Here is a 12,395-nt window from a genome sequence, read left to right as displayed (position 1 = left end):
GCAGGATGAAACGACGCAGCTTTCTTTCGATGAGCGCGGCCGCGAGCGCGACACTTTGGCTGCCCCGCGCATTCGGCGCGCCGATGGCGGCGCCGGGCGCATCTTCGGCGCGCGGCTACGACAACCTGTTGATTCTCGTCGAACTGAAGGGCGGCAACGACGGCTTGAATACCGTGATTCCCTTTGCCGACCCCACGTACTACCAGTTGCGCAAGAACATCGGCATCAAACGCGAGCAGGCCATTCAACTCGACGAGCGCACCGCGCTGCATCCGTCCTTGCAAGCGTTGATGCCGCTGTGGCGTGACCAGCAACTGGCGATCGTGCAGGGCGTGAGCTATGCGCAACCGAACCTGTCACACTTCCGCTCGATCGAGATCTGGGACACCGCGTCGCGTTCCGACCAGTATTTGCGCGAGGGGTGGCTGACGCGCGCGTTTGCGCAGACGCCGGTGCCCGCCGGTTTTGCCGCCGACGGTGTGGTAATCGGCAGCGCGGAGATGGGACCGCTAGCGAACGGCGCGCGCGCGATCGCGCTGGTCAATCCGGCGCAGTTCGTCAAGGCTTCGCGGCTTGCCACATCCGTATCGCTGCACGAGCGCAATCCCGAGTTGGCGCATATTCTCGACGTCGAAAACGACATTGTGAAAGCCGCCGACCGGCTGCGTCCCGCGCAAGGTCAGGCGCCGTTGAAGACCCTGTTTCCAGGCGGCGCGTTCGGCAGTTCGATCAGAACGGCGATGCAGGTGCTGGCGGCGGGCGAAGTTCCAAAAGCAGCGTCTTCGCGCAACGCGCAGCAAGAACAAGCGCAAGCGCGGCGAGGCGCCGGCGTCGCGGTGATCCGCCTCACGCTGAACGGTTTCGACACGCATCAGAATCAGCCTGGTCAGCAGGCGGCGCTGCTCAAGCAGTTCGCGGAAGGATTGATGTCGATGAAGTCGGCGCTCGCCGAACTTGGCCGCTGGGACGATACGTTGGTGATGACGTATGCCGAGTTCGGCCGGCGTCCGCGTGAGAATCAGAGCAACGGCACCGACCACGGCACCGTGGCGCCGCATTTCGTCATCGGCGGACGCGTGCGCGGCGGCCTATATGGCGTGCCGCCGGTGCTGGCGCGGCTCGACGGCAATGGCAACTTGCCGGTCGGCGTCGATTTCCGGCAGCTTTATGCCACCGTGCTCGGGCCTTGGTGGGGACTCGACGCGTCGACGATCCTGCAGCAGCGGTTCGAACCGCTGCCGTTGTTACGCGTCTGACGACGTGCTGAACGCGCCTCGCGTGAAGCCGACGCGCCGGTAGTTCAGTTCACTTCGCGCGCCACGCGATCCAAAGCTTGCGAATCGGCGTCAATGCGATGCGCTGATGCAGAACGTGATAGCCGTCACGTTCGATTTCATCCAGCAAGGCCAACGCCAATGCAGCTTGCGCGACGAGCGTGCGCTGCGTGCGGCGCTCGCCGGCGGGCACGGCGCCGAGCGCGGTCTGCAGCGCGTCGCGGGCGCGCCTGGTCTCGAAGCGCATCAATTCGGTGAACGCGTCGCTATATTTTCGATTGATCAGATCCGCGGCGGTCACATTGAAGCGCTGCATTTCGTCGATGGGAATATAGATGCGGCCGTGGCGCGCGTCATTGCCCGTTTCGACCACGAATTGCGCGAGCAGCAGCGCCTCGCCGAGCGCCGCGGACCAGTTCGACGCCTGCGCGACATCTTTCGCCGTGGCGCGCGCGACCAGCGACGCGAACGTGCCGCCGACGCCTTGCACATAGCGCCGCAGATTCGGATAGTCGAGGTAGCGCGCCTGGTCGAGATCCATCTCGAAGCTGGCGAGCAACGCCTGCAGCATCGGGTACTCGGCCTTCACATCGGGCAGGTAGGCGGCCAACGCCTTGGACACCGGATGCGACGGCGTGTCCGCAGCCAGCGCGGCGAGCTCGTTTTGCCACCACGCGAGTTTCGTGCGGCCGATGGCCGGATCGCTGGTCTCCTTGACCGTTTCCTCGAACTCGCGGCGCAGCGCGAACAGCGCGGTCAACAGCGGCTGGCTCGCTGCGGGCGCCTGCCGAAGCGCATAGTAAGTACTCGATCCGGGCGGCGCCGCTTTCTGCTGGCAATATTCGTCGAAATTCACGGGATTGGGAATGTGGGGAAGGGCAGGCGAAGAGGGAGCACGACGTGCGTGCAACAAGCCAAAAATTGTAGCATCGGCGCCGCCCGCACAGATGCCGGGCAAATGCAGACAAGCGCGAATCAATCGGTTAGAATCTCGCGCTTACGCTTTCGGGCGCGTGTTTTTGGCGCGGCTGACGGCACGCGGGACAACAGGCGGGCGCATCGTGTCATGCCTGCCTGCGCGGGCGGCGAAACAGGTGCGCGCACCTGTTTCAGGCTTGACGCTCCACCGGGCGGCGCCAGGGCTGAAGTCATTGGAACCCGCGTAGAATAAGGGCTGTTGCTGGTATTGCCGCGAGCTGTATCGCGAGCGAAACCGTAGCGGTCCTGCCTGCAGTAAAAATTCGCGTGAGTGGCGAAATTGGTAGACGCACCAGGTTTAGGTCCTGACGCCAGAAATGGTGTGCCGGTTCGAGTCCGGCCTCACGCACCAAAGAAATAAGGCCGCGTTCCCAAAAGGAACGTGGCCTTTTCTACATCTGCAGCGTCGACACTCGCTGTGACAACTGCACCGCGTGCCGCAAGCGCTGCGCCTTCACCGCTTCAGCGCAGGTCAACCCGCACCCATGCGAGTTTCATCCACGAAGCTCTCCGTTGCATCGTCGAGCTTGCGTCCCTTGCGTCCCGCCGGCCCGTGCACATAAAGCACCTTCACATTGGCGTGTTCGACCGGTGCGGCAGGCGGCGTCATTGCATACCGGACTTCGCGCGCGTGGTCGTTCAATTGCAGGTTCGGGTTGAACACCGAGTTGAAGCGCCACAACATCCGCACAAAGTTGGTTTGCCCGCGCATCAGCAGCTGCGCCGCTTCGCTCGCCGCGCCGCGCAGTGCGCTCCAGCCAAGGTGCTTGCGGTTGAGCACCTGCTGTGTGCGCACCAGTTCGCGATAGAACTCGGGCAAGGGCAATTTCGTCGGCAGCACGGCGTGCTGGATGTCGTAGAGCCGGTAGTCGAGGCTGGTCAACTGGCGATGTTCGCGCAACCAGATTTCCGTGCCCGGATAAGGTGTGTTCACGCTGATGTTGACGATCTCGGGAATCTCCAGACACCATTGCCTGATCGCTTCGAAGCGATCATGGTCCCAATCGGGATCGGCGATCAGATTGATCGCGACGGTGATGCCGAGCGAGCGCGCGAATTCGAGCGCCTCGAAGTTCTTGTCGAGATCGATGCGCTTGCGAAATGCCTTGAGCCCTTCCGCATCGATCGCCTCCATGCCTATAAACATGTATTGCAGGCCCAGCCGGCGCCAGTATTGGAAGACCTCCTTGTTACGCAACAGCACATCGCCGCGTGTCTCGAGGTAGTACTTTTTGCGTATGCCGCGGCGCTCGATTTCTCGGCCGATCGCCATGCCGTGATCCGCGTGCACGAAGGCGACGTCGTCGACGATAAAGACGCCCGGCTCGCGAATCGACGCCAGTTCGTCGGCGATCACTGCGGGGCTGCGTGAGCGATAGCTGCGTCCGTAGAATGTCCACGCGCTGCAGAACGTGCAATCCCACGGGCAGCCGCGCGCGAATTCGATCGACGCACACGGATCCAGCACGCCGATGAAATATTTGCGCCGATGCCGCAACAGATCGCGCGCGGGACGAACCTGATCGAGGCTTTCGGCGAAGCCCGGCAGCGGTCCTTCGCCGGCGCGCGTCACGACGCCCGGTATCGAAAGCAGATCCGCGTGGCGCGTGACGGCGTCGAGGAGTTCGGCGACCTTCGCCTCGCCTTCGCCTTTCAGCACGCAGTCGATCGCGCCATCGGCGTGCTTGAGCATATCGGCTGCGGTGAACGACGCGCTGTGTCCGCCCACGAACACGAAGCAGTCAGGCCATTGCGCCTTGATCGCTTTCGAGAGGTCGATGATTTCGGGAATATTGGCGAGGTAGTTGCCGGAAAAACAGACGGCATCAGGACGCCATTTGCGCACCAGACGCTCCAGATCGCGGTGCGCTTCGACTTGCAGGTCGAGCAACCGGACCTCGTGCCCAGCCGCGCGGAGTACGGCCGCGACCGTCTCCAGGCCGAGCGGTTCGAGCCGCAGGAACACGCGGGTGTACATCAGGCCGCTGGGATGTACGGCGAGCACCTTCATGAGATCTCCTCGGCAGAAAGGGCGCGTCCAAACCTGTCGGCGCGCGCCGGGCTTTCCTGCAGAAATCCTTGATACGGTTGGCTGCCGCGGCATGCGTCCTGGCGACGTCAACGCGCGCGGCATCCTGCGATTCTACTGCCCGTTGCCGGGACGTGCTTCCTGTCGCTACAGGTCGATCGGCGCCTCGAGAAGACAACCGAACTCACGGGCAAAGTCGACCGAGACCCGCGCATGGACGGCGCCCTGCTTGTCGAAGAACCGCTGCGTCCCTTCGAGACTGAACACCCCTTCATGCCAGATGTTCGGATGGATGTAGAGCCCTTGCTTTCCGTCGAAGCGGAAGCACACGAACTTATCCGGCGCGATGTCGTCGCCGGGCAAGGCCAGGGGAACATAGAACGGGCGATGGTCCAGCGGAAAGAACAGTTGGCCGCCATCCGGATGGTAGTTCGCGTGCCACAGCAACATCCGTTCCGGTGCGCGGGCGTTGTCGTCGCGAGCGGCCTCAGGCTCGGTTGCGTACGCAAGAACGTAGTGACCGCCCACGGCCTCGTTGCGGCCGTAGAGAATGTCCCCGCGCCATTCGCTCACGAACGTGCCTTCGGTGGTGCCGGCCTCATCGCCGGTTCCCGGGTCGATAGGCCGCGAGCCCATCGCCGGCCACTGCACGATCTCGATCGGGCATTCGCTCGGGTCCGCCACGAGCCGGCCAAATCCGTCAAGCGTGGCCGGGGTCGCGTCGACCACGGGCATCGACACGCGCCGCAGGCCGGAGGGAAGGGCGGGGTTGAGGTAGTCGATCTTTTGGGACATCGGCGCAATGTGAAAGAGTCGAAATTATCGATTGTAGACGCTCGAACAAGCCGTTTGGCCGACCCTTATGCCCATGAGAGCAGCACGGCGGTCCGCTCATGCATAACGTGCGAGGAACATGTCAGCGGCCGATTCAGCGACCTGCTTTTGCTCCCGTTCGCCGAGCGGCGCCTGGCCCATCGTCACCTGCGGCCAGAAGGCGAAGGCCTTCACCAGCGCCTGCATCTGCAGCGCCGCGAAGAGCGGATCGTCGGTCTTGAGACGGCCGTCGGCGGCGGCCGCCCGGATCCACACGGTCAGGTCTTCCTCACGTTCGCCGAGTCGGGCGACCATGTCTCGCGCTCGCTCCGGCGAATGGATGCCGGCCGCGATCGCCACACGCGCCAGCGCCAGGAAGGACTCGTCGTTCAGCAGCCGCAGCTTGCGGCCCAACAGGTCGAGCAACTGCGCGCGCAATGGCTGGTCGGCGCTGTACGCGGGCGCATCGCCGCTCTGGCTCGCGTCCCACAGCTGATGGAGAATCGCCGCGAACAGCGCTTCCTTGCTGGGGAAATGGTTGTAGACCGTGCGTTTCGAGACGTTCGCGCGGGCGGCGATACGGTCCATGCTGGTCGCGTCGTAACCGGCCGCGAGGAATTCCTCGATCGCGGCGCCGACGATGGCGACGCGCTTGCGGTCAGTCAGGCGTTGGTGAGTGGTGCTCGGATCCATCGATAGATTTTACACCGGGCAGTTTACTTTTATCGAAAATAAACTACACTGTCGAGTGTACATTTTTCTATGGACGGCCTACCTCATGACGTCGCTTCCCGCTCTTGTGAGCCGCGTGCTCGGCTTGACCGCCGCGCGTCGCGGTCGCGCGTTGTCCAGCACCTCGCCGCAGCATGACGGCGAACGCTTTCGCAACGTCAAGCCGCGTCCCACTGAAGGCCTGCGCAAGACGCTCGGCATTGCGTGGAATGTGTTGCTCAACAAGCCGAGCGGCACCGTGCCGGCCGAGGCTTTGCCCGTCGATGCGCTGACGCGCGCGCAGCTCGATGCGGCGCCCGACCGCAGCCTCTACCGGCTCGGCCATTCGACGATGCTGCTCAAGCTGCGCGGCCAGTTCTGGCTGACCGATCCGGTGTTCGCCGAACGAGCCTCGCCGTTCCGGCATCTCGGCCCGAAGCGCTTCCATGCGCCGCCGATCGCGCTCGCCGATTTGCCGCCGTTGCGCGGCGTGATCCTGTCGCACGATCACTACGATCACCTGGACCGTGAAACGGTGCTCGCGCTCGCGGAGACCACCGGCGTGTTTCTGACGCCGCTCGGCGTCGGCGACCGGCTGATCGAATGGGGCATCGACGCGTCGAAGGTGCGGCAGTTCGACTGGTGGCAGGGCACCGAGGTAGACGGTGTGCAATTCACCGCTGCGCCCGCGCAGCACTTTTCCGGCCGCAGCCTGTTCGATGGCAACAGCACGTTATGGGCGTCGTGGGTGATCGTCGACGATGATCTGCGCGTGTTCTTCAGCGGAGACACGGGCTACTTCGATGGTTTCAGGACGATCGGCGAGCGGCTTGGGCCGTTCGACGTCACGCTGGTCGAGACGGGCGCCTACGACGCGCAGTGGCCATACGTTCACATGCAGCCCGAAGAAACCGTGCAGACGCACATCGATCTGCGCGGCCGTTGGCTCGTGCCGATCCACAACGGCACCTTCGACCTCGCCATGCACCGCTGGCAGGAGCCGTTCGAAAGGGTGATGGCGCTCGCCCTCGCGCGCGGTGTCGCGCTGTCGACGCCACGCATGGGCGAACGGCTGGATCTGAACGCGCCGCATCGCGGCGAACGCTGGTGGCGCCACGTCGGCGAGACCGTCGCTGCACCAAAGGCCGCATGGCGCCTGTGTGGTGCGCGCAATGCCGGAGACGCCGAATCTTCGTGATCTTTTGTGAGCGCCGCCTGCCTGAGGCCGCGCTCACCTGCTGTTGTCGGTCGCGCACGAGTTGGATTCGTGTCGAACAAGGCGCTGGCGTGCCGTTCTGAACGGAACCCGAGTTGCGTTCAGAACGGCACCTGCCGACGACACACATCGAGCACCAACTGCCGAAACCAGCGATGAACCGGATCATTCTCTAAACGGGGATGCCACATCTGGGAAATCGTAAAGGCGTCAGTTGCGACGGGAAGCTCAAAAGAGTGGACGGACTCGCTCTGCTGCGCAGTGACGAAAGATGCGGGCAGGAGCGCAACCAGATCGGACGCTCGCGCCACCGCCAACGCGGCCGGAAAACTCGGCACGACCGCCACGGTCGTTCGTTCCAATCCTGGCAAGGCAATCGCGGCGTCAAGTGCATCAATTATCTGGCGACCGTGCGGCGCGACTACGTGGCCGAACGCAGCATATTGCGCGATAGTCACGTCCTGTTCCGTTTCCAGCGGATGCCCCTTTCTGACCACGCCAACATAGCGGTCTCGAAACAACGCGCGCACGCGTATTTCAGGTCCCATTTCCTCCAGCACGCCAATCTCGAGATCGGCCGAACCATTTCGCAGATACTCCGCACTCTTTTCCGCTTTCGAGGAAAAGTGCAGACGCACGAGCGGCGCAGCCGCGGTCACTTCAGCGATCAATGGCGCGCCGAAGGCTTCCACGAAAGCTTCGTTGGCACGAATCCTAAGGGTTCTGCGCAGCGTTGAAAAATCTGCTGCCGCCGACGACGGACACAGCAGCGAGCGCGCCTCAAGAACGATGTTTTGTGTTTGCTCACGAATCTCCTCGGCATGCGGAGTCAGCACCATGTTGCGCCCCGCCCGGACGAGCAGTGGATCGCCGGTCGCAGCACGAAGGCGAGTCAGCGTGCGGCTCATTGCGGACGCACTGAGATGCAACGATCGAGCGGCACGTGTGACGTTTTTCTCGGTCAGCAACGCATCGAGCGCGAAAAGTAGATTGAGGTCGGGTTCTGGCATCGCGTGATCGCAGTAAGCAGGGTGAGGTAGGGCGTCCGACGCATATATTAGTTGCATTCAGTGCGGCTTCCGCCGTCCCTGATGAACCGCTACATTGGTTTGCGTGAATGACCCGAAAGTGACCCGCAAAGTGACCGGAAAGAATCGCTCCCGATACTTCCAGGTTCGAGAGCGGCTTTGTTTATCGAGGATGCCAATGCAAGACACACCTTCACAAAAAACCGTTCTCCTCGTCGGCGCCTCGCGCGGCCTTGGCCTCGCGATGGTCGAGGAGTTTTTGAAGCGCGGCTGCCGAGTGATCGCCACCGGGCGAGCTGCTTCGACAGAAAAGCTTCGGCATCTAGCGGAAGCCTTCGCTGGCGCGCTCGAGGTAGACACTGTCGATGTCACGATTCCAGAGCAGATCGCGGCGCTGCGCGCCCGTCTTGAAGGGCGTCGTATAGATGTGCTTTTCGTGAATGCCGGCGTGAAGAACGACGATCGTGAAACGTTAGCGGACGTCTCGACCGACGAATTTGTGCGCGTGATGGTAACGAATTCGCTGAGTCCGATGAGAGTCGTCGAGGCGTTTCAGGACCTTGTCCCGCCGACTGGAACGATCGGTGTCATGTCGTCGGGCCAAGGCAGTATCACCAATGCCACTAACGCGAACTATGAAGTTTACAGAGGGAGCAAGGCCGCACTGAATATGTTCATGCGCACTTTCGCGGCTCGCAGCGCCGCCTATCCGCGGAGCCTTTTGCTGATGGCGCCCGGATGGGTCCGGACAGACATGGGTGGCCCCACGGCGCGCTTGACCATCGAAGAAAGCATTCCGAACCTCGTCGATACGATCGAGGCTTATGAAGGGCGCGCGGGCTTGCATTACCTCGACTATCTCGGACGGCCGGTACCTTGGTGACGGGCCGCTCGCCAACCTCATGGATTGGGCGGCGAGGCATGTCGGCACGCCGAGATCAGCACTGCGCGGACGCGCTAACCGCGTCACTCAACCCAGTGCCACGACCGCGATCTCGACGAGCAACTCGGGCGCGGCAAGCTTCGCTTGCACCGTCGCGCGCGCCGGTGCGTGACCTTGCGGCACCCACGCATCCCACACTTCGTTCATGCCCGCGAAATCGCGGCCAATGTCCGCGAGCCAGACTTGCGCGGAGACGAGGCGCGTCTTGTCGATGCCGGCCTTCTCCAGATAGCCGTCGATCTTTTCCAGCACCTTCGCGGTCTGGAGTTTCACATCAGGGCTGTGATCGGCAGAAGTCTGGCCGCCGACGAACACGAGGCCGCCGGCTTTGACGACGCGGCTCATACGCTGGTTGGTTTCGATACGAACGATATCGGTCATGACAATCTCTCCATTTGAAAAGGCGAACGAAGCCGCCGCGCGCATCGACTGAAGGGCGCGACGGAAAAAATCGGTTAGTGCGCAACGAGATGCGAAGCGCCAGGGCGGGAAGCCGCTGCCGCGCGGCCAAAACGATCGACGGCAAACGCATCGAGCGAAAGCGACGGCTTACCGTCCAGCATCAGTTCGGACACGAGCTTGCCGCAACCCGGTCCGAGCTGAAAACCGCTGCCGCAATAGGCGAACGAGTAATACAGATTCGCCGCCTTGCGGCTCGCGGAAATGACCGGCAGTTCATCTTCCGTAAAAGCTTCGACACCGGCCCACGCGCGGTTCACGCCGAGATGGCGCAGATGAGGAAACAGATCGGTCACGGTTCGCGCGCTGCGCACGAGGCGGGCAAAATCGACTTCGCCGTGACGATTCGCCACGTCGGCAAAGCCGATCAGCTTGCCGCCGATCACCACCGTGCCGTTATCGAACTGTTTGAAGGACAACGGCCGGCCTGTTGCCCCGAGTGTTGCGCGACAGAAGGGCGCCACGCGCTGCGTGACCATCAGCATCAAACCTTCGGGATGCACCGGCACGCTTTCGCCGACCTGTTTGGCCAACTCGCCGGACCATGCGCCCGCGGTGACGAGCAACTGGCTTGCGCTGAACGCGCCGTGCGGCGTGACGGCGAACCATCTCGTGCCGCGTTGCTCGATGCGGCGCACCGGCGTGCCTTCCAGAAAACGCGCACCGAGCCGCTGTGCGGCGAGCCGAAAGGCCGTGGTGGTTCGATAAGGCAGCGCGTAACCGTCGTGCTCGACCCAGATGCCGCCGGTGACATGCGGCGCAAGCGCCGGTTCGAGTCCGAGCACGGTCTCGCGGTCGATCACCTTCTCGTGCGTGAATCCATGCGATTCGAGCAGCGCGACGCGCTGCCGGCACGCGTCGAGTTCGTCATTCGTTTCGGCGATCTTCAACTGACCGGACGCAACGAAGCCGCCGTTCTCGCCGAGCAGCTCGCTCATGCCGTGCCAGATTTCGCGCGACATCAGCGCGAGCGGAATTTCGGGCAAGGGGCGGCCCAGCGTGCGCACGCCGCCCGCGTTCACGCCCGACGCATGGCGCGCCACATAATCGGCTTCGAGCACGATGACCTTCAAGCCGCGCCGCGCCAGATGGAACGCGCTGCTCGTGCCGTGCAGCCCGCCGCCGATCACGAGGACATCGGCTTGCTGGATGTCGGTCGTGTCACTCACCGGCGAGCTCTCCGAGCGTGAGCGGCTTGATCGGCGGACGGACGCGGTAATAGCCGACTTCCGCGGGCGAGACGCGGCGCGCATCGGCAATGACTTCGGTCACCGTGAGACCGCACATGCGTCCCTGACACGGGCCCATGCCGCAGCGTCCGAACGACTTCGCCTGATTCGGTCCGACACAGCCGAGCTCGACGAACTTGCGCAGCTCGCCCGCGGTCACTTCCTCGCAACGGCAGACGATGGTTTCGTCGCGCGGAATGCGGTTGATGTCGCGCGGACGGTACAGGCTATCGAGAAATGGCCGGATACGCATGACGGCCGCGAGCGCGCGGCGCTGCGAAACGGCTTCGGCATCGCGCGCCTCGGCCGTGAGCGCGCCGAGCTGCGCGGCCGCCGCGAGACCCGCGAGCGTGCCCTGCAAGGCGGCCGCCTGCGCGCCGCCGATGCCCGCGCCATCGCCCGCGACGAAGATGCCGGGCACGTCCAGTTCTCCCCACACATCGACTTTCGGGGTGAAGCACAGTTGCGCATCGTCCCAGCGGTGCGCGGCGCGCAGCGCCTGGGTGAATTGCGTGTTCGGCACGACGCCCTGATGCAGCAGGATCACGTCGGCTTCGAGACGATGCGCCGTGCCTTGTGTCGTGAAGTGCAAGGCGGCGGCACGCTCGACATGATCCGTGCCGATGCGCGACTCCACGCGCAGATTGTCGGCGGCCTCGAAGATCGGCACGTTCGCGTCGCGCAGCGTGCGGATCAGCTGCAAGCCTTTGCTCAGGAACGGCCACGCGCGCAGCGCCGCCAGCATATGACGCTTCGCGCGCCAGCGGTCTTCATGACGCGTGGTATCGACCAGCGCGCGGATCGGCACGCCGGCGCGCACGTATTGCCAGCCGAGCAGATACAGCAGCGGTCCGCAGCCCGCGAGCACCGGCGGCGCGGCAGGCACTTCGCCCGCGCTCTTCAAGAGGATCTGCGCCGCGCCCGCCGTCAATACGCCGGGCAGCGTCCAGCCGGGAATCGGAAAGGGCCGCTCGAGCGCGCCACTGGCGAGAATCACGCGTTGCGCGTCGAAGCTGCCGATCTTGCCGTCCTTCAGATAATTGACGCCGCGCTCGCGCGTGACCTGCCACACGGTCGCATGGGTCAGATGCCGCGCGCCCGAGGCGGCGAACGCTTCGGCGATGGCGGTGCCCGCCGCGTAGTCCGGCCCGAGAATCTCCTTGCGGCGCGCATCGGCGCGGCCGATGGCGCGATAGATCTGGCCGCCCGCGGCGTCCTGTTCGTCGATCAGCACGGTTGTGAGGCCCGCACGCGCCGCGCGCGTCGCCGCGCTCATGCCGGCTGGGCCGGCTCCGATTACGACGACGTCGACGGCTTCGGAAGCGAAATCAGCGGTCATGGGCGCTCTCCAGCGGTGCGTCGGTCGCGGCAGTCGCGCCGCAGGGCGGCAGATCGCGCGCGCCTTCCTGCGAGCGGATGCTCATGCCGGCTGTGACCTCGACCATGCAGGCCTGGCGGCTCGGCATGCCGTCGATCTCGACGAGGCAGTCGAAGCACGCGCCCATCATGCAGAAGGGCGCGCGCGGCGCGCCGGAGACGGGCGTCGCGCGAAACCGCGATACGCCTGCCGCAAGCAGGGCCGCCGCGACCGAGCAGCCGCCCGGCGCGGACAGCGGCCGGTCGTTGAACCAGATGGCGACCTGCGTGGCAGCCGCGCCTTGCGCGCCCGGCAGCGGCTTGAAAAGCGAATGAGTCGATTGGGTAGTCATGTCGGA

General features: G+C 64.2%; 12 protein-coding genes and 1 tRNA gene. 4 read left to right on the top strand and 9 right to left on the bottom strand.

The features are described 5' to 3' along the window. Positions 1-5: 5 nt before the first annotated feature. A complete protein-coding gene (locus B0G75_RS16795; RefSeq protein ID WP_106307536.1) occupies positions 6-1,256 on the top strand; it encodes a DUF1501 domain-containing protein in 1,251 nt (416 codons plus the stop codon). 49 nt (positions 1,257-1,305) lie between these two features. On the opposite strand, the gene B0G75_RS16790 is transcribed toward B0G75_RS16795, so the two are convergent. After that, complete coding sequence (locus tag B0G75_RS16790) at positions 1,306-2,130, bottom strand: squalene/phytoene synthase family protein (protein ID WP_106307533.1); 825 nt, start codon at positions 2,128-2,130, stop codon at positions 1,306-1,308. Between the two features lie 387 nt (positions 2,131-2,517). On the opposite strand from B0G75_RS16790, the gene B0G75_RS16785 reads away from it, so the two are divergent. Further along, a tRNA-Leu gene (locus tag B0G75_RS16785) sits at positions 2,518-2,604 on the top strand. 120 nt (positions 2,605-2,724) lie between these two features. Here the strand turns inward: B0G75_RS16785 and hpnR are convergent. From hpnR to B0G75_RS16770, 3 genes are all read right to left on the bottom strand, one after another. Beyond that, positions 2,725-4,263 carry a hopanoid C-3 methylase HpnR gene (gene hpnR / locus B0G75_RS16780; protein ID WP_106307529.1) on the bottom strand — a complete coding sequence of 513 codons (1,539 nt, stop codon included), beginning with the start codon at positions 4,261-4,263 and terminating at the stop codon, positions 2,725-2,727. Positions 4,264-4,428: 165 nt separating this feature from the next. Continuing rightward, entirely contained in the window at positions 4,429-5,076 is a 648-nt protein-coding gene (locus tag B0G75_RS16775; protein ID WP_106307526.1) for an ureidoglycolate lyase, read from the bottom strand. A gap of 96 nt (positions 5,077-5,172) precedes the next feature. Beyond that, entirely contained in the window at positions 5,173-5,787 is a 615-nt protein-coding gene (locus B0G75_RS16770) for a TetR/AcrR family transcriptional regulator (protein ID WP_106307523.1), read from the bottom strand. Between the two features lie 85 nt (positions 5,788-5,872). Here B0G75_RS16770 and B0G75_RS16765 point away from each other — a divergent pair, with 85 nt between their 5' ends. Beyond that, positions 5,873-7,003 carry an MBL fold metallo-hydrolase gene (locus B0G75_RS16765; protein WP_106307520.1) on the top strand — a complete coding sequence of 377 codons (1,131 nt, stop codon included), beginning with the start codon at positions 5,873-5,875 and terminating at the stop codon, positions 7,001-7,003. A gap of 119 nt (positions 7,004-7,122) precedes the next feature. Here B0G75_RS16765 and B0G75_RS16760 read toward each other — a convergent pair whose 3' ends face one another. Continuing rightward, positions 7,123-8,031: a LysR family transcriptional regulator gene (locus tag B0G75_RS16760; protein WP_106307517.1), complete on the bottom strand. Its 909-nt coding sequence runs from the start codon at positions 8,029-8,031 to the stop codon at positions 7,123-7,125. A 196-nt stretch (positions 8,032-8,227) separates the two neighbouring features. Between B0G75_RS16760 and B0G75_RS16755 the strand changes: the two genes are divergently transcribed. Then, positions 8,228-8,932 (top strand): SDR family NAD(P)-dependent oxidoreductase, encoded by a 705-nt coding sequence (locus B0G75_RS16755; protein WP_106307514.1) that lies wholly within the window; start codon positions 8,228-8,230, stop codon positions 8,930-8,932. Positions 8,933-9,019: 87 nt separating this feature from the next. Here the strand turns inward: B0G75_RS16755 and B0G75_RS16750 are convergent, their stop codons facing one another. From B0G75_RS16750 to B0G75_RS16735, 4 genes are all read right to left on the bottom strand, one after another. Continuing rightward, a complete protein-coding gene (locus B0G75_RS16750; RefSeq protein ID WP_106307511.1) occupies positions 9,020-9,373 on the bottom strand; it encodes a RidA family protein in 354 nt (117 codons plus the stop codon). 74 nt (positions 9,374-9,447) lie between these two features. Then, complete coding sequence (locus tag B0G75_RS16745; protein ID WP_106307508.1) at positions 9,448-10,620, bottom strand: FAD-binding oxidoreductase; 1,173 nt, start codon at positions 10,618-10,620, stop codon at positions 9,448-9,450. Beyond that, positions 10,613-12,019, bottom strand: a complete 1,407-nt coding sequence (locus tag B0G75_RS16740) for an NAD(P)/FAD-dependent oxidoreductase (protein ID WP_106307505.1) — start codon at positions 12,017-12,019, stop codon at positions 10,613-10,615. Before B0G75_RS16740 ends, B0G75_RS16745 begins: the two co-directional genes overlap by 8 nt. Beyond that, positions 12,009-12,389 carry a (2Fe-2S)-binding protein gene (locus B0G75_RS16735; RefSeq protein WP_106307502.1) on the bottom strand — a complete coding sequence of 127 codons (381 nt, stop codon included), beginning with the start codon at positions 12,387-12,389 and terminating at the stop codon, positions 12,009-12,011. Before B0G75_RS16735 ends, B0G75_RS16740 begins: the two co-directional genes overlap by 11 nt. Positions 12,390-12,395 lie beyond the last annotated feature (6 nt).

The sequence above is a fragment of the Paraburkholderia sp. BL18I3N2 genome (genome assembly GCF_003001875.1).
GTDB lineage: Bacteria > Pseudomonadota > Gammaproteobacteria > Burkholderiales > Burkholderiaceae > Paraburkholderia > Paraburkholderia phytofirmans.
This window is presented reverse-complemented; position numbering and strand designations above follow the sequence as displayed.